This window comes from Trinickia acidisoli, assembly GCF_017315725.1.
GTDB lineage: Bacteria > Pseudomonadota > Gammaproteobacteria > Burkholderiales > Burkholderiaceae > Trinickia > Trinickia acidisoli.
Genome location: NZ_JAFLRG010000001.1, coordinates 1,301,492 through 1,328,468, shown reverse-complemented (window position 1 = coordinate 1,328,468; position 26,977 = coordinate 1,301,492). Strand labels below are relative to the sequence as shown.

Here is a 26,977-nt window from a genome sequence, read left to right as displayed (position 1 = left end):
CCGCCTTACCGCGCACGGGCCGTTCGTTTCATCTGGATCGATGGCGCCTCGGGCCTATTCGTCCGTGTAGATGACGCGGTAGCGAATGCCGACCTTCTCCCACTCCGCCGCTTCCTGAATCAAGCTGTAGTCGGTCAGCGGATTGCCGGCGACCCACGCGTTCGGCAAGCGCACCTCATAGCCTCCGTTCGACTTCGCCACGCGGATGCCGGGCAGCCCCACATCGGTGCGCCGGCGCGAAAGCAGCGCCGCGAGACGCAAGCAAAACAGCAGCGGCCATTCGACTTCGCGCGACTGCGACAGCTTGCCGAGCTTGCCCGCGTGCCCGAGCACGAGCGCCGCAAGCCGGGCTTGGTCGGTCCGCGAGAACCCGGGCATGTCGGCGTTGCTCGCGATATAGGCCGAATGCTTGTGATAGGCGCTATGCGAGATCGACAACCCGATTTCATGCAATGCGGCCGCCCAGCCGAGAAAGGTGCGCCCCTCTTCGAGGCGCTCGGTATCGGATTCGCCGAGTTGATCGTAAAACCCGGCCGCAAGCGCCGCGATACGATCGGCCTGTGCGCGATCCACGCCGTAGCGGCGCATGAACCCCTCGACCGTCACCGCACGCATGTCTTCGTGCTGCGTGCGGCCCAGCAAATCGTAGAGCACCCCGAGCCGCAACGCGCCGTCGGTCGTATCGACATATTCGATGCCGAGCTCTTCGAAGACGGCCAGCATGATCGACAAGCCGCCCGCCAGCACCGGCACGCGATCGGGTTTGAGCGCAACGAGCTTGAGCCGATTGACGTTCTCGGCCTTGATGAGCGCCCGCTTGAGCCGCTCGAGGCCGCCGCGCGAAATCCCATGCGTGATACCGGGATCGTTGAAACCGTTCGCTTCGACGAGCTCGGCCAGTGCTCTTGCGGTGCCCGATGAGCCGATCGCCTGGTCCCACCCGGCCTGCTTGTACTCGCGCGAAATGATCTGGATTTCGCGTTTGGCCGCGAGTTCGGCTTGGCGCATCGTGTAATCGTCGACGTTGCCGGCCGGGAAGAACGCGCGGCTATGGCTCACGCAGCCGATGTAAAGGCTTTCCATGACGAGCGGCGTGTAATGCTGACCGATGATGAATTCGGTCGAGCCGCCGCCGATGTCGACGACGAGCCGCTTGCCCGAGATCGCCGGCACCGAGTGCGCCGCCCCTGCATAGATCAACCGCGCCTCTTCTCGCCCCGCGATCACTTCGATCGGAAATCCGAGCGCGCTTTGCGCTTCGACGAGAAACTCGGCCGAGTTCTTGGCAACGCGCAGCGTGTTCGTGGCGACGGCGCGCACGTGGTCGGGGTGGAAATCGCGCAGCCGCTCCCCGAAACGCTTGAGCGCGTCCCAGGCGCGCACCTGCGAGGCGCGATCGAGCATCTTGTCGGCCGAGAGCCCCGCCGCCAAGCGCACGCTCTCGCGCAGCGCATCGACCTGATAGATCTGCGCGCCGGCAGGCGTTTCCTCGACGCGGCCTACGATGAGCCGAAAGCTGTTCGAGCCGAGATCGACGGACGCAAGAAGGTGCGGGGTATTGGGCATTAGGAAAGAAGCCTCCCGTTCATGCGCACGACCTTCCGAGTGCGAATGACACCCGGCGCGCGGCACTGTTCAAAGACGCCATTTTAAGCGCATAGTATTTCGCATCGGTGCACGAATATGGCGCCCCATCTGCGTCATGCCGCAGCGGGCATCGTCCTTGCGTTTTGCCGGCAGCCGTGCTGCACGCCGGGGAACGTCGTCAATGCGATGGCCAAAGTCGTACCAATGTCCGTAGAATAAGTGACAGTATGACGTTTCATCAAAATGTCATCGAATCATGAGAATGTCCGAGCGCCCGTTCGTCCTTTCATCCGACCCTCCTCATTTTCCGCTGCCGATGTCGTTGCGCTATCCCCTTCTGAACCGTGAGCTAGGCATTCTGAGTTTTAACGAGCGTGTGTTGTCGCAAGCGGCCGATCCGTCCGTGCCGCTGCTAGAGCGCCTGCGCTTCATCTGCATCACGAGCAGCAACCTCGACGAATTCTTCGAGGTCCGGATGGCCGGGCTGCAAGAGCAAATGCGCGACAACCCGGGCACGCTCTCGCCCGACGGCATGTCGCTGCAGCACGTCTACGACCTCGTCGCCGAGCGGGCGCACAAGCTCGTGGATCGGCAGTATTCGATGCTCCACGAAACGGTGCTGCCCGCGCTCGAACAGGAAGGGATCTATTTTCACAGCGCCGAGACTTGGACCGAGGCGCAAACGGAATGGGCGCGCCAATACTTCGTCGACGAGTTGCTGCCGGTGCTCACGCCGATCGGGCTCGACCCCGCGCACCCGTTTCCGCGCGTGCTCAACAAGAGCCTGAATTTCGTCGTCGAGCTCGAAGGCAAGGATGCGTTCGGCCGCCAGGCCGTGATGGGCATCGTGCAGGCGCCGCGCGCACTACCGCGGCTCGTGCGCATGCCGCAGGATCTGTCGGGTTTCGCGTACGGGTTCGTGCTGCTCAGCTCGTTCTTGCAGCGCTTCGTTCAAGAGTTGTTTCCGAATCTCGTCATCCGCAGTTGCAATCAATTCCGGATCACGCGCAACAGCGAGTTGTTCGTCGACGAAGACGAAATCACGAATCTGCGCGTCGCCCTGCAAGGCGAGCTGCCGGCGCGGCATCTGGGCAACGCCGTGCGCCTCGAAGTATCGGCCGATACGCCGACGCATCTCGTGCGGCGCCTGCTCGACGAGAGCGGTCTGTCCGAGAAAGACTGCTACCGCGTGGACGGCTCCGTCAATCTCGTGCGGCTCATGCAGTTGCCCGAGCTCGTCGATCGGCCCGATTTGAAGTTCGTCCCGCACGTACCCGCCACACCGGCCGCGCTCGCGAACGCCTCGAATCTGTTCGACACGCTCGATCAAGGCGACGTCCTGCTCCATCATCCTTACGAGAGCTTTCAGCCTGTGCTCGAGTTGCTGCTGCAGGCCGCGCAAGATCCTAACGTCGTCGCCATCAAGCAGACGATCTATCGCACGGGCACTGATTCGCCGCTGATGGACGCGCTCATGCAAGCGGCGCGCAACGGCAAGGAAGTCACGGTCGTCGTCGAGCTGCTCGCCCGCTTCGACGAAGAGACGAACATCAATTGGGCATCGCAGCTCGAGGCCGTCGGCGCGCACGTCGTCTATGGCGTCGTCGGCCACAAGTGCCACGCGAAGATGATGCTGATCGTGCGTCGCACCACGCACAACGGCAAGTCGATGCTCAGACGCTACGCGCACTTGGGCACCGGCAACTATCACCCGCGCACGGCGCGCCTGTACTCGGACTTCGGCTTGATGACGGCCGACCAGTGCCTTTGCGAAGACGTCCATCACGTGTTCCAGCAGTTGACCGGCATCGGCGGCGAATTGAAACTGCACGACCTGTGGCAATCGCCGTTCACGTTGCATCCGAAGCTCGTCGAGTCGATCCGCGCCGAAGCAGACAACGCGCGCGCCGGCAAAAAGACGCGCATCGTCGCGAAGATGAACGCGCTGCTCGAGCCGACCGTCATTGCCGAGTTGTACGAGGCTTCGCGAGCTGGGGTGAAGATCGATCTGATCGTGCGTGGCGTCTGCTCGCTGCAGCCGGGCGTCGAGGGGCTATCGGAAAACATTTCCGTACGCTCGATCGTCGGGCGCTTCCTCGAGCATCACCGCATCTTCTACTTCTTCGCCGACGGCGAGGAACGCGTGTACTTGTCGAGTGCCGACTGGATGGACCGCAACTTCTTCCGCCGCGTCGAGGTCGCCTTTCCGATCAAAAATCGCCGCCTCAAGCGGCGCGTCATCGTCGAAGGGCTATCGGCCTTCCTCGGCGACAATCAATCGGCATGGGTCATGCAAAGCGACGGTCACTATCGGCGCAGCCGCCCCGGCAAGAGCTCGCGCAACGCGCAGGCGGGTCTGCTGACGAAATTCGGCTGCTGATCGGGCATTGATCGATCGACCGGCCAATCTCATCGAGCCAAGCACGACGCCCGTGCGCGCCACGCTTCGCTCGATCAAGCGTGCGCCGGTTGGCGGCGCGTCGTGCGTTGCGCGGGAAAGCGCACGCTGAACGTGCTGCCCTTGCCCTCTTCGCTTTTGACGTCGAGCATCGCATCGTGCCGCTGCAGCACGTGCTTGACGATCGCAAGGCCCAGCCCCGTGCCGCCCGTGTCGCGCGAACGGCTGCGATCGACGCGGTAAAAGCGCTCGGTCAAGCGCGGAATATCGGCCGCGGGAATGCCGAAGCCCGTGTCGGTCACCGAGAACACGGCTTCCTTGCCGATCTGCGTCCACACCACGTGGATCGAGCCGCCGTCGGGCGTGTAACGGATGGCGTTCGTCACGAGATTGCCCAGTGCGCTCAGCACTTCCGTTTCGACGCCCGTCAGCGTCAAGCCGTCGTCCGTCGTGAAGGCGACGCCGTGGCGCCCGCCCGAGAGCGTCGCGGCATCCTCGCGAAGATGCGACATCACCGCGCGCATGTCGATGATTTGATCGCTGGGCGGCTTGACGCTGCCCTCGAGCTTCGCAAGCACGAGCAAGTCGTCGACAATATTGCGCATGCGCGACGCCTGCTGGTCCATCAACTCCAAGTAGCGCTCTCTATCGGCCTGCTCGAGCGGCAACTCGCGCATCGTCTCGAGAAAACCCGACAGCACCGTCAGCGGCGTCTTCAGTTCGTGCGAGACGTTCGCGACGAAATCGCGCCGCATGGCATCGGTGCGCTCGAGCTCGGTAATGTCGGCCGACAACACGAGCTTGCGATTCTCGCCGTAGGGAAACGCCTGCACCGAGAGCACGTTCTGCCGCTTCTCGCCCATGCCGCGCATGATGAGCATTTCGTCGTACTCGTGCGAGTTCAGATACCGCACGAAATCGGGATGCCGCACGAGATGCGTGATGTGCTGACGTAGATCGCGCTTCGCGTCGAGCCCGAAGTGCAACTCGGCAATCGCGTTGCACCATTCGATCTGGTCGTGATCGTCGAGCATAGCGACGCCGTTCGGCGAAGCTTGAATCGCTTGAATGAAGCGCGAATGCTGCTGCTCGACCTGACGCACTTGCGCGTGCCAGCGCTTGGCGAGCTTATGCAGCCGATAGTAGATTTCACCCCAGATGCCTGGCGCGCTCGGCACTTCGCCATAGACGGGTGCATCGAGCAAGCGCCATAGCCGCTGCGTGTGATAGGTCGCAAACAGGCTCTGCGTGATGAACGCCACGAGCGCGAACACCAAGGCCGTGCGCACGCTCGTGACGGCGGCGATCGCCGCGCATATGAGCGCAAGCAGCAGGAGCGATACGATCGAGCGCGCCCAAATGATGTTCATGAGGTCTAGGTCTGCCGGATAACGAATACGCGCCGCGTCCGGTGCCGCTTCGCGACACCGGCCCCGCGCGGCGCGCCGGGATGGCGCCTTTCAGGCTTAGGCGCTCTTGGCGAGACGATAACCGCTGCCGCGCACCGTTTCGATCATAGCATCGCACCCCGCTGGCTTGAGCGCGGCGCGCAACCGCTTGATGTGCACGTCGACCGTGCGCTCTTCGACGAAGACATGATCGCCCCAGACTTGATCGAGTAGCTGCGTGCGGCTGTGCACGCGCTCGGGATGCGTCATGAAAAAGTGCAGCAGCCTGAACTCGGTCGGACCGAGATCGAGCTTGATCTCGTCGCCCGACGAGTGCGCCGCGACACGATGCGTGGCCGGATCGAGCTTGAGCCCGTTGATGGCCACCGTGTCCTCCGTCAACTGCGGTGCGCGCCGGCGCAGCACGGCCTTGATACGGGCCATCAGCTCCTTCGGCGAAAACGGCTTCGTCACGTAGTCGTCGGCGCCGATTTCGAGGCCGAGCACTTTGTCCTGCTCGTCGCCGCGCGCCGTCAGCATGATGATCGGGATGTGCTTGGTGCGCTCGTTGTTGCGCAGATCGCGCGCGAACGCGATCCCCGACTTGCCCGGCAACATCCAGTCCAGCAAAACGAGATCGGGCAGCACGTCGCTGATCAGCGCCTGCGCCTGCTCCGCGTTGTAAGCGCGGATGGGACAATGGCCCGCATGCTGCAGATTGACGGAAATCAGTTCGGAAATGGCGGGCTCATCTTCGATGATGAGAATGCTGCTCGGCATCGTCACGTCACCTCTTGATACGTTTAACTAAGGGCTTCGCGTTCGAGGGCATCGCGCGACTTGTGCCGCACGTCGGTCCCTTTCACGATGTAAATAATGAACTCGGCGATGTTCTTCGCGTGGTCGCCGATGCGCTCGATCGCCTTCGCGATGAAGAGGAATTCGAGCCCCGCCGAAATCGTGCGCGGGTCTTCCATCATGTACGTAACGAGCTTGCGCACGAACGCGCGGAATTCTTCGTCGATCGCCTTGTCGTCGCGCACGATCTGCGCGGCGGCTACCGTATCGAGACGCGCGAACGCATCGAGCGCCCGGCGCAGGATCGACACGGCCATATCGCCCGACACCTTGATCTCGGCGATGTTGACCGTGCGCGATGCGCCGTCTTCCGTCAGACGTTTGACACGCTTGGCGATCTTTTCGGCTTCGTCGCCGGCGCGCTCGAGGTTCGTGATCGTCTTCGAGATCGCGAGCAGCAAGCGCAAGTCGCGCGCGGCCGGTTGACGGCGCGCGATCACGTTGCTGCACTCCTCGTCGATCTCGACTTCCATCGTGTTGACCGTCTCTTCGGCCGTGATCACCTGATCGGCGATGTTGACGTCGAAATCGTTCAGCGCCTGCATCGCGCGCGTGATCTGCGCTTCGACGAGGCCCCCCATTTCCAATACTTTCGACGAGACGAGATTGAGGTCCGCGTCGAATTGGCTCGACAAATGCTTGTCCGACATCGCTGTCTCCTTATTCATCAGCCGAAGCGGCCGGTGATGTAATCCTCGGTTTCCTTGCGGACCGGCTTGATGAAGATTTTCTCGGTATCGCCGAATTCAATCAACTCGCCGAGGTACATATATCCCGTGTAATCGGAGCAACGTGCCGCTTGCTGCATATTGTGCGTGACGATGACCACCGTGTAATCGTTCTTGAGCTCGGCGATCAATTCCTCGACACGGCCCGTGGAAATCGGGTCGAGCGCCGAGCACGGCTCGTCGAGCAGCAACACTTCGGGGCGAATCGCGATGCCGCGCGCGATGCAAAGCCGCTGCTGCTGGCCGCCCGAAAGGCTGTAGCCGCTTTGATGAAGCTTGTCCTTCACTTCGGTCCACAGCGCCGCCTTCGTGAGCGCCCACTCGACGCGATCGTCCATCTCCGAGCGCGACAGCGATTCGAACATCTTCACGCCGAACGCGATGTTGTCGTAGATCGACATCGGAAACGGCGTCGGCTTCTGAAACACCATGCCCACGCGCGCGCGTAGCAGTGAAATGTCGCGCTTGGTCGTGAGCAGGTTCTCGCCGTCCATCATGATCGCGCCTTCGGCGCGCTGCTCGGGATAGAGCGCGAACATCTTGTTGAACGTGCGTAGCAGTGTCGACTTGCCGCAGCCCGACGGACCGATGAACGCCGTCACCTTCCCCTCGGGAATCTGCAGGTTGATGTTCTTGAGCGCGTGATACTTGCCGTAGAAGAAGTTCAGGTCCTTCACTTCGATCTTCGGCGTAAGGGGCGCGAGCGGCCGATCGCCTTGCGTCGGCTCGAAACCGGCGGGCGCGGTGGGACGCTCGATTTGGGAAAGGTGACTCTCAGCCATATTCATAGGGCGCTCCGTGGCTCATTTCTTGCCGAACATCGCACGCGCGAGGATATTCAGTCCGAGCACGCCGAGGGTAATCAGGAACACACCGGCCCACGCTAGCGATTGCCACTGCGGGAACGGACTCATTGCGAACTTGTAGATCGTGACGGGCAGATTCGCGAGCGGCTGGTTCATGTCGACCGAGAAGAACTGGTTCGACAACGCCGTGAACAGCAGCGGCGCCGTCTCGCCCGCGATCCGCGCGACGGCGAGCAGCACGCCCGTCATCACGCCCGCCATCGACGCCTTCAGCGTGATCGACAACACCATTTTCCACTTCGGCACGCCAAGCGCGAAGGCCGCCTCGCGCAGCGCGTTGGGCACGAGCTTGAGCATGTTCTCGGTCGTGCGGATCACGATTGGAATTTGCAGCAGCGCGAGTGAAATCACCCCGGCCCAACCGGAAAAGTGCCCCATCTTTTCGACGACGATTGCATAGACGAACAGACCCACCACGATCGAAGGCGCCGACAGCAAGATGTCGTTGATGAAGCGCGTGACGTTCGCGAGCCAGCCCTTACGACCGTACTCGGCCAGATAAACGCCAGCGAGCACGCCGATCGGCGTACCGACCACCGTCGCGGCGCCGACGAGCATCAGCGTGCCGACGATCGCATTGGCCAGGCCGCCGCCATCGGTGTTCGGGGGCGGCGTCGACTGCGTGAACAATGCCGTCGACAGGCCGCCGACACCGAGGCTCAGCGTCGTATAAAGAATCCAAACGAGCCACAGCAGCCCGAATGCCATCGCGGCCAGCGAAAGTGTCAGTGCAATCCCATTGACCACACGCCGGCGGCGCTGCAAGCGGTCGCGCGTCGCATCGAACACTTCGGGGCTGGCCGAGCCGGGAATTTGCATGGAGGGCCGATTCATTTCACCCCCTCCGCCCGCTCGAGACGCAGCAGCATGACCTTCGAGATGGCGAGCACGATGAACGTGATGACGAACAGAATCAAGCCCAACTCCATCAACGCGGAGGTGTGCAAGCCGGGACCCGCTTCCGCGAACTCGTTCGCGAGCGCCGACGTAATGCTGTTGCCGGGCGAAAACAGGGAGATGTTACTGAGCAGGTTGGTGTTGCCGATCACGAACGTGACGGCCATCGTTTCGCCAAGCGCGCGGCCCAAGCCGAGCATGACGCCGCCGATCACCCCGCTCTTCGTGAACGGCAGCACGATCTTCCACATCACTTCCCACGTCGTGCAGCCGATACCGTATGCCGATTCCTTCAACAGCACGGGCGTGACTTCGAACACGTCGCGCATGACCGACGCGATATACGGAATGATCATGATCGCCAGAATGACGCCGGCGCATAGGATGCCGATGCCGATCGGCGGTCCTTGGAACAGCGAGCCGATGATCGGCATCGAGCCGAGCACCGAGCCGATCGGCTGCTCGAAGTAGGTCGCGAAGATCGGCGAAAACACGAGCAAGCCCCACATGCCGTAGACGATCGACGGGATGGCGGCCAGCAATTCGATGGCGATGCCGAGCGGCCGGCGCAGCCAGGCCGGCGAAAGCTCGGTCAGAAAGAGCGCGATGCCGAAGCTCACGGGCACCGCGATGATGAGTGCGATGATCGACGTCGCAAGCGTGCCGTACATGGGCACGAGCGCGCCGTACTTATCGTTGGGCGGATCCCAGTCGGACGTCCATAGGAAGCTGAGGCCGAATTTTTGAATCGTCGGCAGCGATTCGATGATCAGCGACACGATGATGCCGCCGAGCAGCAATAGCGTGACGATTGCCGCGAGGCGCGCCAGGTTGCCGAAGATGAAGTCGCCGAGCTGGCTCGGTGCGCGTTGCGCGTGTTCGGCTGGGGCCATCGACATGAGTCGAGTGTCGGACATATGAACCCGTTTGCTGTTGCCGCGCCCGGGATGGGCACAAGCGATGGCGACGCCCGGCAAAGCACTCGCCTTGCCGGGCTTTGACTTTCTACGGCACTTATTCAGCGACCGACTTGCCCGAAGCATCCTTCACGTTCGCCTTCCACTGCTTCTCGATTTCAGCCGTCACCGAGGGAGGCAACGGGATGTAGTCGAGCGACGTCACGGCATCGGCGCCGTTCTTGAACGACCAGCCGAAGAACTTGAGCGTTTCCGTGCCTTCCGCCGGCTTGTCTTGCGTCTTGTGCACGAGCACGAACGTCGCACCGACGATCGGCCATGCCTGAGCGCCCGGCTCGTTCGTCAAGATCTGGTAGAACGACTTGCTCCAGTCCGCGCCCTTGGCCGCTGCCGCGAACGTGCCCGTGTCCGGCGTCAGCACCTTGCCGTCGTGGTTCACCATCTTCGTGAAGACCATGTGGTTTTGCTTCACGTAGGCCCATTCGACGTAGCCGATCGCGCCCGGCAGGCGTTCGATGAACGCGGCAACGCCGTCGTTACCCTTGCCGCCCGTGCCCGTCGGCCAGTTGACCGTCGTGCCTTCGCCAACCTTCGCCTTCCATTCCGGGCTCACCTTCGAGAGATAGTCCGACCAGATGAACGTCGTGCCCGAGCCGTCGGCGCGGCGCACCACGGCAATGGCCGTATCCGGCAGCTTGATGCCGGGGTTCAGCTTGGCAATCGCCGGGTCGTTCCACTTCGTGATCTTGTTCAGATAGATGTCGGCCAGCACTTCGCCCGACAGCGTCAGTTGGCCGGGCTTGATGCCCGGCACGTTGACGGCGGGCACCACGCCACCCACCACCGTCGGGAATTGAAACAGCCCTTGCTTCGCGAGTTCGTCATCCTTGAGCGGCATGTCCGAACCGGCAAAATCAACGGTCTTCGCTTCGATCTGCTTGATGCCGCCTGCCGAGCCGATGCCTTGATAGTTGACCTTGCCGCCGCCCGACTTGACGTACGAATCGGCCCACTTCGTGTAGAGCGGAGCGGCGAACGTGCTGCCCGCGCCGGTGACATCGGCGGCTTGCGCGGAAACGGCGAAAAGCACGCCGGCCAAGCCAGCGAACGCGGTTTGCATCAATTTCATGGAATTAACCCCTAGTGGTGTGGTCGTGGAAACGCGACACCGCGAAGATTAGGTCGAAACCGTGACAGTAATATGACACTCGATGAAGGGGATGTGACAGCTTCCTTACGCGACGAAAGGTCGCTTCGCGCAATTCGCGTTAGATACGAGGAATTGGGGGGAAGATGGCGGCACGGCGCCCCCGCGCCGGTAGAACCTAAGCGTAGGAGAAAAACGCCGCCAAGGCAGCGTTTCTCATTTTCGACCGACTAGGAAGTCGCCTGCTCGACGACGCGCGCGATGTCTTGCGCATGACGCACGGCCGCCTCGCGCTGGCTCGCCTCCACCATCACGCGCAACACCGGTTCGGTGCCCGACGCGCGTATCAACACGCGGCCGCTGCCGTCGAGCGCGCGCTCGGCGTCTTGCACCGCCTGCTTGATCGCATCGCTATGCTTCCAATCGGCGCCGGCACGCATGCGTACGTTGATGAGTTGTTGCGGGAACAGCGTCACGGCTTCGAGCAAGTCGGCCAGCGTACGGCCGCTACGTTTGATTGCGGCGAGCACGAGCAATGCCGAGACAATGCCGTCGCCCGTCGTATGCCGGTCGAGCGACAAGATATGGCCGGAGCCCTCGGCGCCGAGCTGCCAGCCGCGCTCGCGCAGTTGCTCGAGCACGTAGCGGTCGCCGACGGGCGCCCGCACGAGCGGCACGCCCTCGCGCGCCAGCGCCACTTCCACGGCCATGTTCGTCATCAGTGTGCCGACCGCGCCTGGCACGCGGCCATCGGTCGCCATCCGGTCCTTCACGAGCACGTACAGCAATTCGTCGCCGTTGAAGAGCCGCCCTGACGCATCGACGATCTGCAAACGGTCGGCGTCGCCGTCCAAGGCGATACCCAGATCGGCCCGATTCGCGCGCACCGCGCGAATCAGCGCGTCGGGCGCCGTCGCGCCGACGCCGTCGTTGATGTTGAAACCGTTCGGCGCCACGCCGATCGGCACGACCTCGGCGCCAAGCTCGTGAAATACGTGCGGCGCGATGTCGTAGGCCGCTCCGTGCGCGCAATCGACGACAAGCTTGAGCCCGTGCAAGTCGAACGCGGCAGGAAACGTGCTCTTGCAAAACTCGATGTAGCGCCCCGCCGCGTCATCGAGCCGGCGCGCCTTGCCGAGCTGCTCGGAGGCCGCGCAAGCGAGCGGCTGCTCGAGTTGCTCCTCGATCTGCAATTCGACTTCGTCGGGCAGCTTGTTGCCGTCCGCGCTGAAGAACTTGATGCCGTTGTCGTAGTAGGGATTGTGAGACGCGCTGATCACGACGCCCGCCGCCAGCCGCAGCGCACGCGTGAGATAGGCGACGCCCGGCGTCGGCATCGGCCCCGCCAGCATCACGTCGACCCCCGCGGCCGAAAAGCCCGATTCGAGCGCGGCCTCGAGCATATAGCCCGACACGCGCGTGTCCTTGCCGATCAGTACCGTCGGCCGCGTACCGGCCCTCGCCCACCGATCGGCCTGCGCCAGTACCTTGCCGGCCGCGTAGCCGAGCCGCAACACGAAGTCGGGCGTGATCGGCGCCTCACCGACTTTGCCCCGAACGCCATCGGTGCCGAAATAACGACGTGCCATTCTCGAATTCCCCCGCTCTCAAGCGTATTGAATGATTCTGTCCGTCAGCGCGCAGCGGTTTGCGCTTCCCGCACGGCCGCCCATACCTTCAATGCATCGACCGTTTCGGCCACGTCGTGCACGCGCACGATCGCGGCGCCCCGCTCCACCGCGCATACCGCCGCAGCGACGCTGGCCGCCATGCGCTCGGCCGGCGTCTTGCGCCCCGTCACGGCCCCGAGCATCGACTTGCGCGAGATGCCGGCCAGGATCGGAAACGGCGCCTCGCCGGCACCGGGCCGCGGTGCGGTATCGGGCAAGTGCGCGAGCAACGCGTAATTGTGCTCGCGGGTCGCTTTGCCGAAGCCGAACCCCGGGTCGACGCTGATCCGGGCCCGCGCGATACCAGCCTGCATCAATGCTTCGACGCGTGCCTGTAGGAACGCGCGCACATCGCCAACGACGTCCTGATAATCGATCTCGCCGCGCTGCATTGTCTGCGGCTCTCCCAGCATATGCATGACGCACAGGCCGCAATTCGTCTCCCGCACGGCGTCGATTGCGCCGGGCCGGCGAAAACCCCAGATGTCGTTGATGAGATCGGCGCCCGCCGCGAGCGCTGCTCGCATCAGTTCCGGCTTATACGTGTCGATCGACAACGGTACGCCCATGCCGACGAGCGCCTCGACCACGGGTACGACGCGCTCGAGTTCTTGTTCGAGCGGCACTGGCGGCGCGCCGGGGCGCGTCGATTCGCCACCGATGTCGATCATGTCGACGCCCTCGGCCAACATCCGCTCCGCCTGCCGCAGAGCATCGTCGCGGGCGACGTACCGTCCGCCGTCCGAGAACGAATCGGGCGTGACGTTCAGGATACCCATCACGAGCGGGCGCTCGAACGTCAACGTAAAGCGCCCGCATACGAGCGGTTCGGGCGTGGCGGAACGAGGGAACTTAGGAGTCGACACGGGACGGCGAACGACGAAGCAACCGAAACGATGGAAAAGCGCGCGCAGGTCGGCCTGACGGCGCCGAGCCCAACAGCGCTAGCAGGTGCAACGAAGCCGGTGGCATCCTCTACACGGCCTCGAAACCGCTTGACCACGCGTTAAGCGACGAAAACCATTAAAGCAAAAACGGGCCGGTGCGGGGCTCGCACCGGCCCGTCATCCTAACCACATACCGTCACGCCGGAGCCGTCGCGCTGCCCGGCCGCACTTCGGCACCAGCGCTACCGCTACCGCCCGACGACGACGAAGCGTCGGTAGCCGCCGGGGCATTCTTGGGCGAACGCGGCGGGCGACCGGCCATGATGTCGTTGATTTGATCAGCGTCGATCGTTTCCCACTCCATCAGCGCTGCCGTCATGGCCTCGACCTTGTCGCGGTTTTCCTCGAGCAAACGGCGCGCAAGGTTGTATTGCTCGTCGAGCAAGGACCGAATCTCGGCATCGACCTTCTGCTGCGTCGCTTCGGAGATGGTTCGAGTGAAGCCTCGGCCGAATGGCGACGCATCGTTTTCGTCGTCGACGTACACCATCGGTCCGAGCGCATCGGTCATGCCAAAGCGAGCCACCATCGCACGGGCCGTCTGCGTCGCCTTGTTGAAGTCGTCCGACGCGCCGGTGCTGATGAGATCCAGGAACAGCTCTTCGGCCACGCGGCCGCCGAACAAGATGGCAAGCCGATCGAGCAAGTATTGCTTCGAATACGTCTCGTTGTCGTGCTCGGGCAACTGCCACGTCACGCCCAGCGCACGGCCGCGCGGAATGATCGTCACCTTGTGCACGGGATCGGCCTTCGGCAAGAGCTTGGCCACCACCGCGTGCCCCGCCTCGTGATACGCCGTGGCGCGCTTCGCTTCCTCGCGGATGACGGCCGATTTGCGCTCCGGACCCATGAAGATCTTGTCCTTCGCGTCTTCGAAATCCTGCATCTCGACGATCCGCTTACCGCGCCGCGCCGCGAACAGCGCCGCCTCGTTCACGAGGTTCGCGAGATCGGCACCCGAAAAGCCCGGCGTACCACGCGCAATGACCGACGCGTCCACGTCGTTCGAGATCGGCACCTTGCGCAGGTGCACCTTGAGAATCTGCTCCCGGCCGCGGATGTCGGGCAGGCCGACGTAGACCTGACGATCGAAACGGCCCGGGCGCAGCAGCGCCTTGTCGAGCACGTCGGAGCGGTTCGTCGCTGCGATGACGATCACGCCCGAGTTCGCCTCGAAGCCGTCCATTTCGACGAGCATTTGATTCAACGTCTGCTCGCGCTCGTCGTTGCCGCCGCCCATGCCGGCGCCGCGATGACGGCCGACCGCGTCGATTTCATCGATGAACACGATGCAAGGCGCATGCTTCTTAGCCTGCTCGAACATATCGCGCACGCGAGCAGCACCCACGCCGACGAACATTTCGACGAAGTCGGAACCCGAAATACTGAAGAACGGCACCTTCGCCTCGCCGGCGATGGCGCGCGCGAGCAGCGTCTTACCCGTCCCCGGTGGACCTACTAGCAGTACGCCGCGCGGGATGCGCCCGCCAAGCTTTTGGAATTTCTGTGGATCGCGTAGGAAATCGACCAGCTCGGAGACTTCCTCCTTCGCTTCGTCGCAGCCGGCGACGTCGGTGAAATTAATCGCGTTGTTGTTTTCGTCGATGAGGCGCGCGCGCGATTTGCCGAACGAGAAGGCACCACCTTTGCCGCCGCCTTGCATCTGCCTCATCATGTAGAACCAGAACCCGATGATGAGAATCGTCGGCCCCAGGTAGTAAAGGGCGGAGACGAGCGCGCTGGGCTCATCGTCGGCCTTGCCGCTCACCTGAACGCCATACTTCATCAGATCGCCGACCATCCAAATGTCGCCCGGCGACACGATCTGATACTTTTGACCGTCTGCGGGAGTGACCGTCAGATTACGCCCCTGCACCACGACGTTCTTGATCTTGCCGTCCTTGGCGTCGTCCATGAATTGCGAGTACGAAACACCTTCCTGGACGCGGGGCTTGTCGAACTGCTTGAACACCGTAAACAGCACCAGTGCGATCACCAGCCACACTGCCGCCTTCGAAAACATATTGTTGTTCAAAGCCCACTCCTTCCTCATAGACGGGCGCCTACATTTACCTTGCGGCACCACAAAAGCATTCTAATCCAGTCGGCTAGCCCCTGCCATAACGTTTCACTACCGGAAAAATAGCGTTTTCCGGCGTGCCGCGGGCGTTTTCGACGCCGCGGCCGGGGTCAAGCAGCCGTCAATCGCGCCCGGTTATTCGGGCCGCTTCAAAAACTTGCCCAAAATGAACGTTTCGGCCGACTTGTCGCGAGACGCCTTGGGCTTGCGCGCCGCGACCGTTTTGAACTGTTGCTTGAACTTCTCGACGATCTGGCTGTAGCCGCTACCGTGAAAGCACTTCACCAGCAACGCCCCTTCCGGCGTCAGATGCGCTTGAGAAAATTCGAGCGCGAGGTCGCAAACGTGTTCGATCCGGGCGGCGTCGGCAACGGCCACACCCGACAGATTGGGCGCCATGTCGGAAATTACAAGGTCCACGCGCCGCTCGCCGACCATTTCCTCCAACTGCGCAAGCACGCTCTCTTCCCGAAAGTCGCCCTGGATGAAATGAACATCGGCGATCGGTTCCATCGGAAGAAGATCGAGCGCAATGATGGTGCCGTCGATCCCGCCCTCGCGCACCGCATCGCGCCGCGCGCTCTGCGCGAGCTTGTTGCGCACGTATTGGCTCCAACTGCCCGGTGCCGAACCGAGATCGACAATGACTTGGCCGGGGCGGATGAGCTTGTCTTGCTCGTCGATTTCCTTGAGTTTGTACGCGGCGCGCGCGCGGTACCCCTCGCGCTGCGCAAGCTTAACGTAAGGATCGTTGATGTGATCGTGCAACCACGATTGATTGAAGCGGTTTTTTGCCATCGAAAGGAATCTATTTACTGCGTCCTACTGCGTCGGGCCGCACTTTTGGCGGATAATACGCGTTTTGCCGGCGCGCCGCCCGGTTCCGCCGGCCTGGTGTTCGACCAGCCGACCCGTGCGCGCATCCATTGCGCAGCCGCGCCTATTTTAGTCGAGTCGTCCATCGCCCTATGCCTGCCCTCAAAGTCTCCCCTGCCCAACGCGCCGACTTGCGCTCCCAAGCCCACGCGCTCAAACCGGTCGTACTGATCGGGGCCGAAGGGCTGACCGACGCCGTGCTGGCCGAGATCAAGGTCCACCTCGCCGCGCACGAACTGATCAAGATCCGCGTGTTCGGCGACGAGCGCGAGGAACGTGTCGCCATCTACGAATCGATCTGCGACACCTTGAATGCCGCGCCGATCCAGCACATCGGCAAACTGCTCGTCATTTGGAAGCCGCAAGCCGCGCCGGCGAGCAAGAGCGCAGGCGCCAAGGGCAAGGCCGCACTGCCTACGGCACGCGAAGCCGCGGCCGATACGAACAAGCGCGGTGCCGCGCCGCGCGTGGTCAAGGTCGTCAAGCAATCGCCGTCCGATACCGTGCGCCGCCCGAAACCGCAGAAGGTGCGTGTGCTCGGCAACGAGCGCGTGACGGCCGGCGGGAGCGTCAAGCGCGCGAAAAAGCGCCAAACGAGCGCCAAGCGTCCGCATCAAACGGTGAAGTAAACCCTTCGGCGCAACGCGTCTGCGCGATGCGCCGCGATGTCGCCCGCTCCGGCCATCTCAGGCCGTGAAACCGGCTGGCCGGATGTCCTGCCCGTCCGGGCCTGCCGGTAGCACCCATACCAGCACCACACCCAGCAACGTCTCTACGACATAAAACAGCGTCGCGATGCCGTGCAGCAGCCCGAAGCGGGCGGCATAGGGCGAATGCGCGATATCGAGTCCGGCGCCACGCGCCGCCGTGCGCAATGCATCCATGAATGGCTGCAGCCCGAAATATCCGATCAGCACGCACATCAGCATACCGGCGATGAGCCAGCGCAGCCGGCGATAGCAAAGTCCGCCGCGCCGCACGAGCATATTGCCGAGCGCGAGCGACAAAATGCCACATGTCACGCCGACGAAAGCCTCGATCCGAAAGATCCGAGCCGCCACGTCGCCGGCAACCGAACGCTCGAGCATCGTAAAGAGCGTGGGCGCGACGACATAACCGATCGTCAGCGCGCTGCCGACCCAAATCAGGACAAGCAGCCGAAATACACGGTGGGGAGCGGAAGACACGAGACGCGAACTCGGCTCGACAGTCAGACGTAACGCACCGAAATGATTTCGTACTCGCGCACGCCGCTGGGTGCCTGCACCGCCGCCACGTCGCCCTCGAATTTGCCGATCAAAGCGCGCGCGATCGGCGAGCTGACCGAAATGAGGCCGTGGTCGAGGTTGGCTTCGTCGTCGCCGACGATTTGGTACGTCACCTTATCGCCCGAGTCGAGATCCTCGAGATCGACGGTGGCCGCGAACACCACGCGCCCCTCCGCATCGAGCGCAGCGGGATCGATCACCTGGGCAGCCGCTAGCTTCGATTCAATCTCGGCGATACGCCCTTCGATGAAACCCTGCTTTTCCTTCGCCGCGTCATATTCGGCGTTTTCGGACAGGTCGCCTTGCGCACGCGCCTCGGCGATCGAATTGATGACGGACGGACGCTCGACCGACTTCAAACGCTGCAACTCGTCGCGCAGTTGATCGGCGCCCCGCCTCGTCAAGGGAATGGTGCTCATAGATAGATCAGTAAACAAAAACGGCAATAAAAAAGCACCGCGGTTAAGTGCATCCCGCCGCGTGAACGACTTCGGCAGGACGCCGCTTAACCGCGGCATGTCGGACGTGATGCGACCCCACCTTCAATGGGATCATCGAACGATTAGTTTAGGCGACCGTGAAGCCCTTGTAAATCATAGACTTCCAAGTTTTTCAGGTAGCGCAAACCTTCGACTGCTGCACGCGCGCCCGACATCGTCGTGTAGTACGTGACCTTGTTCGCCTGCGCGCTCATCCGAATCGAACGCGAATCGGCGATCGCCGCGCGAGTTTCATCGACCGTCGTAAAGACGAGCGCGATCTCGCCGTTCTTGATCATGTCGACAATGTGCGGACGGCCGTCCTTCACCTTGTTCACGACCTTGACCGGCACGCCGGCAGCGGCGATCGCGGCCGCCGTGCCCTTCGTCGCAACGAGCGGATAGCCGAGTTCGTGCAGCATCGCCGCCACTTCGACGGCCTTCTGCTTGTCGGCGTCCATGACGGTCAACAGCACCGTGCCCGACTCGGGCAGACGCGAACCGGCTGCAAGCTGCGATTTGAACAGCGCTTCGCCGAACGTCTGCCCCACGCCCATGACCTCGCCCGTCGAACGCATCTCGGGCCCTAGCACCGGATCGACGCTCGGGAACTTGACGAACGGGAACACGGCTTCCTTGACGCTGAAGTACGGCGGCTCGATTTCCTTCGTCACCCGCTGCTGCTCGAGCGACTGGCCGACCATGGCGCGCGCCGCGATCTTCGCGAGCGGCAGGCTCGTGGCCTTCGACACGTACGGCACCGTACGCGATGCACGCGGGTTCACCTCGAGCACGTAGATGACGTCGTCGACCTTGCCGCTCGCATCGCGCACCTGCTGAATCGCGAACTGGACGTTCATCAGCCCGACGACGTTGAGCGCCTTGGCCATCGCCGCCGTTTGGCGCTTGAGTTCGGCCACGGTCGTCGGCGACAGCGAATACGGCGGCAGCGAGCAGGCCGAATCGCCCGAGTGAACCCCCGCTTGCTCGATATGCTCCATCACGCCGCCGATGAAGACGGCCTTGCCATCGGAGATGCAATCGACGTCGCATTCGATCGCATCGTTGAGGAAGCGGTCGAGCAGCACGGGCGAATCGTTCGACACCTTCACGGCCTCGCGCATGTAGCGTTCGAGGTCGCGCGGCTCATGCACGATTTCCATGGCGCGGCCGCCGAGCACGTACGACGGGCGCACGACGAGCGGATAGCCGATTTCGTCGGCCAGCGCGAGCGCCTCGCTTTCCGCGCGCGCGGTGCGGTTCGGCGGCTGGCGCAAGCCGAGATCTTGCAGCAGCTTCTGGAAGCGCTCGCGATCTTCGGCCGCATCGATCATGTCGGGGGACGTGCCGATGATCGGCACCCCGTTCGCCTCGAGATCGAGCGCGAGCTTGAGCGGCGTCTGACCGCCGTACTGCACGATCACGCCGAGCGGTTTTTCCTTGTCGACGATCTCGAGGACGTCTTCCAGCGTCAGCGGCTCGAAGTACAGACGATCGGACGTGTCGTAATCGGTCGACACCGTTTCCGGGTTGCAGTTGACCATGATCGTTTCATAGCCGTCCTCGCGCATCGCGAGCGCCGCATGCACGCAGCAGTAGTCGAACTCGATGCCCTGCCCGATCCGGTTCGGGCCACCGCCGAGCACCATGATCTTTTTGTTCGACGTCGGCTGCGCTTCGCACTCTTGCTCGTACGTCGAGTACATGTAGGCCGTTTTCGTGGCGAATTCGGCCGCGCACGTGTCGACGCGCTTGTAGACGGGCCGTACGTTCAGCTCGATGCGGCGGCGGCGCACGTCGGCCGCGTTCGCGGCGAGCAGCTTGGCCAAGCGGCGATCGGAGAAACCACCGCGCTTCAAGTACAGCAGCTCGTCCTTCGACAAGCTCTGCAGCGTACGGCCGGCCAGTGCCTTTTCCGTTTTCACGATCTCTTCGATCTGCGCGAGGAACCACGGATCGATGGCAGTCTCCTCGAACACTTCCTCGAGCGACATGCCGAGACGGAACGCATCGCCGACATACCAAATGCGCTCGGGCCCCGCATCGCCGATTTCGCGCACGACTTCGTCGCGATCGGTCGTTTTCTCGTCGAGGCCGTCGACACCGACTTCGAGACCGCGCAACGCCTTTTGGAACGACTCTTGGAACGTCCGGCCGATGGCCATCACTTCGCCAACCGACTTCATCTGCGTCGTCAAACGCGAATCGGCCTCGCGGAACTTCTCGAACGCAAAGCGCGGAATCTTGGTGACGACGTAGTCGATCGTCGGCTCGAACGACGCGGGTGTCTGCCCGCCCGTGATTTCGTTCTTGAGTTCGTCGAGCGTGTAGCCCACGGCGAGCTTGGCCGCGACCTTCGCGATTGGAAAGCCCGTCGCCTTCGACGCAAGCGCCGACGAGCGCGAAACGCGCGGATTCATCTCGATCACGATGACACGGCCGTCGTTCGGATTGATGGCGAACTGCACGTTCGAGCCGCCCGTGTCGACGCCGATCTCGCGCAGCACCGCGAGCGAAGCGTTGCGCAGAAGCTGGTATTCCTTGTCGGTCAGCGTTTGCGCCGGCGCGACCGTGATCGAATCGCCCGTGTGGATCCCCATTGGGTCGAGGTTTTCGATCGAGCAGACGATGATGCAGTTGTCGGCGCGATCGCGCACGACTTCCATCTCGTACTCTTTCCAGCCGAGCAGCGACTCTTCGATCAACAGTTCGCGCGTGGGCGACAGATCGAGCCCGCGACGGCAGATTTCTTCGAACTCCTGCCGGTTGTAGGCGATACCGCCGCCGGAACCGCCGAGCGTGAACGACGGGCGGATGACGGTGGGATAGCCCGAGCCGCCCGTTTCCGCCGTGATCTCGGCATGAACCTTGAACGCCTCTTCCATCGAGTGCGCGGTGCGCGATTTCGCCGAGCCGAGCCCGATCTTCGTCATCGCGTCTTTGAATTTCTGGCGATCCTCCGCCTTGTCGATCGCCTCGGGCGACGCGCCGATGAGCTCGACGCCATATTTCGCCAGCACGCCGTGGTGATGCAGGTCGAGCGCGCAGTTCAGCGCCGTTTGGCCGCCCATCGTCGGCAGGATCGCGTCGGGGCGCTCCTTTTCGATGATGCGCTCGACGACTTCCCACGTGATCGGCTCGATGTAGGTGACGTCGGCCGTGTTCGGGTCGGTCATGATCGTCGCCGGATTGCTGTTGACGAGGACGACCTTGTAGCCCTCCTCGCGCAGCGCCTTGCAAGCCTGTGCGCCCGAGTAGTCGAACTCGCACGCCTGGCCGATGATGATCGGCCCCGCGCCGATGATGAGAATGCTCTTGATGTCTGTCCGCTTCGGCATAACGCTCTCGCTAATGTCTTTCTGATGTCTTCGATGGGCAGCGCTCGATTACGCGGCGGCGCTCGCGCGCTTCGCGTCCATCAACGCGGTGAACCGATCGAACAGGTAGCCGATGTCGTGCGGCCCCGGCGATGCTTCGGGGTGGCCCTGGAAGCAGAAAGCCGGTTTGTCCGTCAGCTCGAAACCTTGCAGCGTGCCGTCGAACAGCGAGATGTGCGTGACGCGCGCGTTCGCGGGCAGTGTGTTCGCATCGACGGCGAACCCGTGGTTCTGCGACGTGATGACGACGCGGCCGTCGGCCAGGTCCTTCACCGGATGGTTCGCGCCGTGGTGGCCCGTTTTCATCTTGACGGTCTTGCCGCCGACGGCGAGGCCCATGATCTGATGGCCGAGGCAGATGCCGAACGTCGGAACGCCGCGCTCGATGAATTCCTTCGTTGCCGCGATCGCGTAATCGCAAGGCTCGGGATCGCCGGGGCCATTCGACAAGAAGATGCCGTCGGGATTGAGCGCCAGGGCCTCGGCCGCGCTCGCTTGCGCGGGCAGCACCGTCACGTGGCAGCCGCGCTCGGCGAGCATGCGCAAGATGTTGTACTTGACGCCGTAATCGAACGCGACGACACGGTATTTGGGCGCGCGCTGGGCACCGAAGCCCGCGCCGAGGCGCCATTCGGTTTGTGTCCACTCGTACGGCTTGGCCGTGCTGACGACCTTCGCGAGGTCCATACCGGCAAGGCCCGGGAACGAGCGAGCGAGCTCGACGGCTTTCGCTTCGTCAATGCTGCCCGCGAGAATGCAGCCGTTTTGCGCGCCCTTGTCGCGCAAGAGGCGCGTGAGGCGCCGCGTATCGATGCCGGCAATGGCGACGACGTTTTCAGCCTCGAGGTACTCGCCGAGCGTGCGCTGCATGCGGAAGTTCGACGCCCGCGCGGGCAAATCGCGGATGATCAAGCCGGCGGCATGAACCTTCGTCGATTCGACATCCTCGGCGTTCACGCCGACGTTGCCGATGTGGGGATAGGTCAGCGTGACGATCTGGCGCGCGTAGCTCGGATCGGTCAGGATTTCTTGATAACCGGTGATCGCGGTATTGAACACGACTTCGCCGATGGTATGACCAGCCGCGCCGATGGCATAGCCGCGAAAAATCGTGCCGTCGGCGAGTGCGAGCAGAGCGGGAGGAAAAGACGGCAACACGGGGAAGCTCCTTCAGGAACACCCTGTTGCCGACCTGTTTATCCGACGACGCAAGCTCTCGCGGCGTTTGCCGTTCCCGCGATCGACTGACCGGTGCGGACGGCGTGGCGCGAACTCGCACGCTGCAGCGTCGAAGCGAACGATGCTCGAAGCTTCGGTCCGTTGACCGGACGGCCTCGGCGGCACGGCTCGCGATGACGGCGCGCGGCGGATGAACGGTGAGGAGGAGGTAGGCGCTAGGGTGCGGGTTGGATAGTGCAAACTTTCAAATTATAGCGGAAATACCCCGTCCCCACAATTCGAAGTTGCTCGCGCCTCGTTGTGACGCGTTGCACGCAATGCTGTCGACTAGTTTACGACTTGCGCTTCACCTTGGGTGTCCCGGCCGCGACTTTTTCACCCTTATCACCCTTCGCGCCCTTCTCGCGGCTTGCCGTAACCTTCGGCGCCTTGGCGGCCGACTTCGAAGCCGCGGCGCTCGGCCGAGCCAATTTCTCTGCATGCGCGGCAGTCTTGACGACGGCCGTACGACCGCTGGCTTTGGCAGCCTTTTCGTGGCGCGATTTCGGCTTGACGTCGGAAGCGTGCGCCTCGATCCGTTCGATACGCGCGCCTTGGGGGATCGATGTCGCGATCTTTTGCGGCCCCGGCTCCACAGGCATCGCTCGGCCGACGGGCACATGCAGCACGATGACCTGCCCCGGCATGACCGACGTACGATGCGTCTTGTTCCAGACCTTCAACTCGCCGAGCGACACGTGATAGCGCGCCGCAACCTCCTCCATCGTCTGCTTGCGGCGCACGCGTATCAGCATCTTGCGCGTGTCGGGGACGTCGGGCTCCATCGCGAGCACGGCGCTTTCGGCAACATCGGCGCTGATGTCTTCGTCATCGCCGTCATCGCCGCGCGGAACGACGAGCGTCGAGCCGGGCTTGAGCCGCATGCCCGCCGGAATCTTGTTGACCGACATCAGCGTCTGCGGATCCACGCCGATTTTCTCGGCGAGCGCTTGCGGACGCGTACGCTCGGTGACCGTATAGGTGGTCCACGACGAGAGCTGGCCGTCGTAGGTCTTCAAGTTGTGCTCGAACGCGCTCGCGTTATCGAACGGCAGCAGAATCTGCGGCTGCGTCGCCCCCACGATGACAGGCTTCTTGAACGAGGGATTGAGCGCGCGAAACTCGTCCGGCGTCATATTCGCCAGCTTCGCGGCCACGTCGACGTCGATGTCGTGCTCGGTCGTCACCGTCACGAAGTACGGGTGATTGGGGATCGACGGCAACGTCAACCCGTAGGCTTGCGGGTTCATCACGATATTCTTGACGGCCTGCAGCTTGGGTACGTAGTAGCGCGTCTCGTTCGGCATGCGCAGGCTTTCGTAATCGGTCGGCAAGCCGGCCGCCTGATTGCGTGCGATCGCGCGCTGCACGTTGCCCTCGCCCCAGTTGTAGGCCGCGAGCGCGAGATACCAATCGCCGAACATATCGTGCAGACGCGACAGATAGTCGAGCGCGGCACCGGTCGAAGCCAGCACGTCGCGGCGCTCGTCCTGCCACATGTTCTGCTTGAGGTTGTAGGTGCGGCCCGTATCGGGCACGAATTGCCACATGCCGGCCGCTTTCGCGACCGACAACGCCTGCGGGTTGTACGCCGATTCGACGAACGGCAGCAACGCAAGCTCGGTCGGCATGTGCCGAGCCTCGAGTTCTTCCACGATGTAATACAGATACTTCTGGGAGCGGTCCGTCATGCGCTGGACGTAATCGGGACGCTGCGCGTACCAGTTGGTCTGCATGTCCACCAAGTCATTGTTCAGATCAGGGATCTGAAAACCGCGGCGAATGCGCGCCCACAGATCGGCGTCGGCGGTCGTCAGTTGATCGACAGAGCTCTTGTCGACGTCGATGGTCTGCTTGGCGGCGGTGATGCGGAGGGTGTCGGTGGCGGAATTCGGGTTGGAAGCGTCGGAGGCTGGGGGCGCCGTCGGCCCCTGGCTTGCGCAGGCGGCAAGCATGAGAACCAATAGCGCACTGAAGATAAATCGCATGAACGTCTCTGCTTCCAAAGCTGGAAATTGCAGGCGATAGTACGAAAGCGAACCGTCTACGTCAACAAAAAACGATAAGAAAAACCAGTCAAATCCGCGACTTGCCGCATTTTTCCGAAGCGTCGAGCGAAATTTGCGCCAAATGCAAAGCGTTTAACGGAAGCGATTTTTCCATTCGCGCATCAGCGTAAACGACGAGAGCCGATCGGGTACCGTTTCGTGCAACTGTTCGGCGAGCGTGCGCTGAACCGACGGATCATCGGCTCGGAGGAAGGGATTGACGGCGCACTCGTGAGCAATCGTCGTAGGAAGCGTGGGGACGTCGCGCTCGCGCAATGCCGTGGCGCGATCATGCCACGCGCGCAACTGCGCGTTCCCCGGATCGCAAGCGAGCGCGAAACGAATGTTCGACAGCGTGTATTCGTGTGCGCAATGCACTTGCGTCTCGCCCGGCAGCGCCGCCAGCGCATCGAGCGAGGCAAGCATCTGCGCCGGCGTGCCTTCGAACAAGCGCCCGCAACCGCAGGCAAACAGCGTATCGCCACAAAAGACGTGCGGTGCCGCTCCCGCCTGCCCCACTTGAAAATACGCGATATGGCCGCGCGTGTGCCCCGGCACGTCGAGCACATCCAATTCGAGATGGGGCGACGAAAGACGAACGTGGTCGCCGCCCGAAAGGGGGTGCGTAACGACGGGAATCGCTTCCGCGGCGGGGCCGTACACGGGAATACGGGTATCGCCTATGAGCGCGGCGACGCCGCCGACATGGTCGGCATGATGGTGCGTGAGTAAAATAGCGGCGAGTCGCCAGCCCTGCTTAGCGAGATGCGCCCTGACCGGGGCTGCCTCGCCCGGGTCGACGGCGACGGCATCGCGCCCGTCCGATACGAGCCAGATGTAGTTGTCCGCAAACGCCGGAATCGGCACGTATTCGAGCGTATTCATAGGCGACGCACTCACCACGATGTCAGATCGACCGATTATAGACTGGCCCGCCTGGACGGCATCGCCGCCGGGACGCTACGTGCTCGACTGGGAACAGGCGCAACTCGACAGCGTCGTGTCGAACGTGTTCGGCTATCACGCGCTGCAACTCGGGCTGCCGCAACTCGACGCGCTGCGCGAAAACCGCATGATCTCGCGCGCGCTCGTGCTGGACGCGGCGAGCGGCGCGAGCGCGCCTTTCACCTATCCGCCGCGCTGGCGCGAGGGTGAGGCGATCGGGCCGTCCGGGCTCGCGGGGCTCGACGATCGCTACGGGCCGGCCGCGCGCACGACGCTATGGTGCGACCTGCTCGATCTGCCGTTCGAAGCGCAGAGCGTCGATCTGCTGGTCATGCCGCATACGCTCGAGTTCACGCGCGATCCACACCGGTTGTTGCGCGAAGCCGAGCGCGTGCTGATGCCGGAAGGCCAGCTCGTCATTTTGGGGTTCAATTCCCTGAGCTTGTGGGGCGCACGCCAGGCGTTCGGCAAGATGACGAGACGCCCGTTCGTGCCGGCCGCGCACGATCTGATCGCTTTCACGCGGATCAAGGATTGGCTCAAGCTGCTCGGATTCGAGCTTGAACGCGGGCGCTTCGGCTGCTATCGTCCGCCTCTTGCTCATGAAAACTGGCTGACGCGATTCGCCTTCATGGAGGCGGCCGGCGATCGCTGGTGGCCGATCTTCGGTGCGGCCTATATGGTGACGGCGGTCAAGCGCGTGCGCGGCATGCACCTCGTCGGCCAGATCAAGGCGAAAAAGCCCGTGCGCGCCGCGGGCCTCGCGCCGGCCGCGACGCACAAAACACCTAACCCGAGAATATGACGTGACTGACGTGACGCCCGAGTTCATCGAAATCTTTACCGACGGCGCCTGCAAAGGCAATCCGGGCCCCGGCGGATGGGGCGCCCTGCTTCGCTTCGGCACGCAGGAGAAAGAACTCTTCGGCGGCGAGCCGAATACCACGAACAACCGAATGGAACTGATGGCCGTTATCGCCGCACTCGAAGCGCTGAAGCGACCCTGCAAGGCCACTGTCCATACCGACTCGCAGTACGTGCAAAAAGGCATCAGCGAGTGGATTCACGGTTGGAAGAAAAAGAATTGGATGACCGCGGCGAAGACACCGGTGAAGAATGCCGATCTGTGGAAACGTCTCGATGCACTCGCGGCCATGCATCAGATCGAATGGCGTTGGGTGAAGGGCCACGCGGGCCATCCCGAAAACGAGCGCGCCGATGCCCTCGCGAATCGTGGGGTCAGTGCGCTCGCCGCGGGCTGAGCGTTTCATTCGGTCTTGATT

General features: G+C 63.0%; 22 protein-coding genes. 4 read left to right on the top strand and 18 right to left on the bottom strand.

What is annotated here, in order from left to right:
* Nucleotides 1–54: 54 nt before the first annotated feature.
* The gene (gene ppx / locus J3485_RS06160; RefSeq protein ID WP_206951639.1) at nucleotides 55–1,566 is read right to left on the bottom strand and encodes an exopolyphosphatase; all 1,512 of its coding nucleotides are present in this window, start codon (nucleotides 1,564–1,566) and stop codon (nucleotides 55–57) included.
* A gap of 337 nt (nucleotides 1,567–1,903) precedes the next feature.
* On the opposite strand from ppx, the gene ppk1 reads away from it, so the two are divergent.
* A complete protein-coding gene (gene ppk1 / locus J3485_RS06155; RefSeq protein WP_206955678.1) occupies nucleotides 1,904–3,967 on the top strand; it encodes a polyphosphate kinase 1 in 2,064 nt (687 codons plus the stop codon).
* A gap of 74 nt (nucleotides 3,968–4,041) precedes the next feature.
* Here the strand turns inward: ppk1 and phoR are convergent, their stop codons facing one another.
* The 11 genes from phoR to J3485_RS06100 all read right to left on the bottom strand — a co-directional run bounded on the left by phoR (nucleotide 4,042) and on the right by J3485_RS06100 (nucleotide 16,281).
* Nucleotides 4,042–5,355, bottom strand: a complete 1,314-nt coding sequence (phoR, locus tag J3485_RS06150) for a phosphate regulon sensor histidine kinase PhoR (RefSeq protein ID WP_206951638.1) — start codon at nucleotides 5,353–5,355, stop codon at nucleotides 4,042–4,044.
* Nucleotides 5,356–5,451: 96 nt separating this feature from the next.
* Nucleotides 5,452–6,153, bottom strand: a complete 702-nt coding sequence (gene phoB / locus J3485_RS06145) for a phosphate regulon transcriptional regulator PhoB (RefSeq protein WP_206951637.1) — start codon at nucleotides 6,151–6,153, stop codon at nucleotides 5,452–5,454.
* Between the two features lie 23 nt (nucleotides 6,154–6,176).
* A complete protein-coding gene (gene phoU / locus J3485_RS06140) occupies nucleotides 6,177–6,881 on the bottom strand; it encodes a phosphate signaling complex protein PhoU (protein WP_206951636.1) in 705 nt (234 codons plus the stop codon).
* A gap of 17 nt (nucleotides 6,882–6,898) precedes the next feature.
* Nucleotides 6,899–7,747: a phosphate ABC transporter ATP-binding protein PstB gene (gene pstB, locus J3485_RS06135; protein ID WP_206951635.1), complete on the bottom strand. Its 849-nt coding sequence runs from the start codon at nucleotides 7,745–7,747 to the stop codon at nucleotides 6,899–6,901.
* A gap of 15 nt (nucleotides 7,748–7,762) precedes the next feature.
* Nucleotides 7,763–8,659, bottom strand: coding sequence for a phosphate ABC transporter permease PstA (gene pstA, locus J3485_RS06130; RefSeq protein WP_206951634.1), 897 nt, complete (start codon nucleotides 8,657–8,659; stop codon nucleotides 7,763–7,765).
* The gene (pstC, locus tag J3485_RS06125; protein WP_206951633.1) at nucleotides 8,656–9,639 is read right to left on the bottom strand and encodes a phosphate ABC transporter permease PstC; all 984 of its coding nucleotides are present in this window, start codon (nucleotides 9,637–9,639) and stop codon (nucleotides 8,656–8,658) included. Before pstC ends, pstA begins: the two co-directional genes overlap by 4 nt.
* A gap of 97 nt (nucleotides 9,640–9,736) precedes the next feature.
* Complete coding sequence (gene pstS / locus J3485_RS06120; protein WP_206951632.1) at nucleotides 9,737–10,768, bottom strand: phosphate ABC transporter substrate-binding protein PstS; 1,032 nt, start codon at nucleotides 10,766–10,768, stop codon at nucleotides 9,737–9,739.
* A gap of 248 nt (nucleotides 10,769–11,016) precedes the next feature.
* Complete coding sequence (gene glmM / locus J3485_RS06115) at nucleotides 11,017–12,375, bottom strand: phosphoglucosamine mutase (protein ID WP_206951631.1); 1,359 nt, start codon at nucleotides 12,373–12,375, stop codon at nucleotides 11,017–11,019.
* Nucleotides 12,376–12,419: 44 nt separating this feature from the next.
* Complete coding sequence (gene folP, locus J3485_RS06110) at nucleotides 12,420–13,322, bottom strand: dihydropteroate synthase (protein ID WP_309476981.1); 903 nt, start codon at nucleotides 13,320–13,322, stop codon at nucleotides 12,420–12,422.
* Nucleotides 13,323–13,539: 217 nt separating this feature from the next.
* Nucleotides 13,540–15,438, bottom strand: coding sequence for an ATP-dependent zinc metalloprotease FtsH (gene ftsH, locus J3485_RS06105; RefSeq protein ID WP_206951630.1), 1,899 nt, complete (start codon nucleotides 15,436–15,438; stop codon nucleotides 13,540–13,542).
* A 180-nt stretch (nucleotides 15,439–15,618) separates the two neighbouring features.
* Nucleotides 15,619–16,281: an RlmE family RNA methyltransferase gene (locus J3485_RS06100; protein WP_206951629.1), complete on the bottom strand. Its 663-nt coding sequence runs from the start codon at nucleotides 16,279–16,281 to the stop codon at nucleotides 15,619–15,621.
* A gap of 170 nt (nucleotides 16,282–16,451) precedes the next feature.
* On the opposite strand from J3485_RS06100, the gene J3485_RS06095 reads away from it, so the two are divergent.
* Entirely contained in the window at nucleotides 16,452–16,988 is a 537-nt protein-coding gene (locus J3485_RS06095; RefSeq protein ID WP_206951628.1) for a YhbY family RNA-binding protein, read from the top strand.
* 57 nt (nucleotides 16,989–17,045) lie between these two features.
* Here the strand turns inward: J3485_RS06095 and J3485_RS06090 are convergent, their stop codons facing one another.
* The 6 genes from J3485_RS06090 to gloB all read right to left on the bottom strand — a co-directional run bounded on the left by J3485_RS06090 (nucleotide 17,046) and on the right by gloB (nucleotide 25,634).
* Nucleotides 17,046–17,546, bottom strand: coding sequence for a DUF4149 domain-containing protein (locus J3485_RS06090; protein ID WP_206951627.1), 501 nt, complete (start codon nucleotides 17,544–17,546; stop codon nucleotides 17,046–17,048).
* 23 nt (nucleotides 17,547–17,569) lie between these two features.
* Nucleotides 17,570–18,046 (bottom strand): transcription elongation factor GreA, encoded by a 477-nt coding sequence (greA, locus tag J3485_RS06085; protein WP_206951626.1) that lies wholly within the window; start codon nucleotides 18,044–18,046, stop codon nucleotides 17,570–17,572.
* A 143-nt stretch (nucleotides 18,047–18,189) separates the two neighbouring features.
* Nucleotides 18,190–21,444: a carbamoyl-phosphate synthase large subunit gene (gene carB / locus J3485_RS06080; protein ID WP_206951625.1), complete on the bottom strand. Its 3,255-nt coding sequence runs from the start codon at nucleotides 21,442–21,444 to the stop codon at nucleotides 18,190–18,192.
* 48 nt (nucleotides 21,445–21,492) lie between these two features.
* On the bottom strand, nucleotides 21,493–22,641 hold the full coding sequence (gene carA / locus J3485_RS06075; protein WP_206951624.1) for a glutamine-hydrolyzing carbamoyl-phosphate synthase small subunit: 1,149 nt from the start codon (nucleotides 22,639–22,641) through the stop codon (nucleotides 21,493–21,495).
* A 353-nt stretch (nucleotides 22,642–22,994) separates the two neighbouring features.
* Nucleotides 22,995–24,689, bottom strand: coding sequence for a transglycosylase SLT domain-containing protein (locus tag J3485_RS06070; protein WP_206951623.1), 1,695 nt, complete (start codon nucleotides 24,687–24,689; stop codon nucleotides 22,995–22,997).
* Between the two features lie 153 nt (nucleotides 24,690–24,842).
* Nucleotides 24,843–25,634 carry a hydroxyacylglutathione hydrolase gene (gloB, locus tag J3485_RS06065; protein WP_206951622.1) on the bottom strand — a complete coding sequence of 264 codons (792 nt, stop codon included), beginning with the start codon at nucleotides 25,632–25,634 and terminating at the stop codon, nucleotides 24,843–24,845.
* Nucleotides 25,635–25,653: 19 nt separating this feature from the next.
* On the opposite strand from gloB, the gene J3485_RS06060 reads away from it, so the two are divergent.
* Nucleotides 25,654–26,499 (top strand): class I SAM-dependent methyltransferase, encoded by an 846-nt coding sequence (locus J3485_RS06060; protein ID WP_206951621.1) that lies wholly within the window; start codon nucleotides 25,654–25,656, stop codon nucleotides 26,497–26,499.
* A gap of 10 nt (nucleotides 26,500–26,509) precedes the next feature.
* The gene (rnhA, locus tag J3485_RS06055; RefSeq protein WP_206955676.1) at nucleotides 26,510–26,956 is read left to right on the top strand and encodes a ribonuclease HI; all 447 of its coding nucleotides are present in this window, start codon (nucleotides 26,510–26,512) and stop codon (nucleotides 26,954–26,956) included.
* Nucleotides 26,957–26,977: the final 21 nt, after the last annotated feature.

Bases quoted from the DNA above. Each gene is read 5' to 3' on its own strand.
- phoU (WP_206951636.1), bottom strand. From the start codon at position 6,881: ATGTCGGACAAGCATTTGTCGAGCCAATTCGACGCGGACCTCAATCTC.
- greA (WP_206951626.1), bottom strand. From the start codon at position 18,046: ATGAGCACCATTCCCTTGACGAGGCGGGGCGCCGATCAACTGCGCGAC.
- phoB (WP_206951637.1), bottom strand. From the start codon at position 6,153: ATGCCGAGCAGCATTCTCATCATCGAAGATGAGCCCGCCATTTCCGAA.
- pstS (WP_206951632.1), bottom strand. From the start codon at position 10,768: ATGAAATTGATGCAAACCGCGTTCGCTGGCTTGGCCGGCGTGCTTTTC.
- ppk1 (WP_206955678.1), top strand. From the start codon at position 1,904: ATGTCGTTGCGCTATCCCCTTCTGAACCGTGAGCTAGGCATTCTGAGT.
- pstB (WP_206951635.1), bottom strand. From the start codon at position 7,747: ATGAATATGGCTGAGAGTCACCTTTCCCAAATCGAGCGTCCCACCGCG.
- gloB (WP_206951622.1), bottom strand. From the start codon at position 25,634: ATGAATACGCTCGAATACGTGCCGATTCCGGCGTTTGCGGACAACTAC.
- pstA (WP_206951634.1), bottom strand. From the start codon at position 8,659: ATGAATCGGCCCTCCATGCAAATTCCCGGCTCGGCCAGCCCCGAAGTG.
- phoR (WP_206951638.1), bottom strand. From the start codon at position 5,355: ATGAACATCATTTGGGCGCGCTCGATCGTATCGCTCCTGCTGCTTGCG.
- J3485_RS06070 (WP_206951623.1), bottom strand. From the start codon at position 24,689: ATGCGATTTATCTTCAGTGCGCTATTGGTTCTCATGCTTGCCGCCTGC.
- J3485_RS06100 (WP_206951629.1), bottom strand. From the start codon at position 16,281: ATGGCAAAAAACCGCTTCAATCAATCGTGGTTGCACGATCACATCAAC.
- ppx (WP_206951639.1), bottom strand. From the start codon at position 1,566: ATGCCCAATACCCCGCACCTTCTTGCGTCCGTCGATCTCGGCTCGAAC.
- glmM (WP_206951631.1), bottom strand. From the start codon at position 12,375: ATGGCACGTCGTTATTTCGGCACCGATGGCGTTCGGGGCAAAGTCGGT.
- J3485_RS06060 (WP_206951621.1), top strand. From the start codon at position 25,654: ATGTCAGATCGACCGATTATAGACTGGCCCGCCTGGACGGCATCGCCG.
- J3485_RS06095 (WP_206951628.1), top strand. From the start codon at position 16,452: ATGCCTGCCCTCAAAGTCTCCCCTGCCCAACGCGCCGACTTGCGCTCC.
- carB (WP_206951625.1), bottom strand. From the start codon at position 21,444: ATGCCGAAGCGGACAGACATCAAGAGCATTCTCATCATCGGCGCGGGG.
- pstC (WP_206951633.1), bottom strand. From the start codon at position 9,639: ATGTCCGACACTCGACTCATGTCGATGGCCCCAGCCGAACACGCGCAA.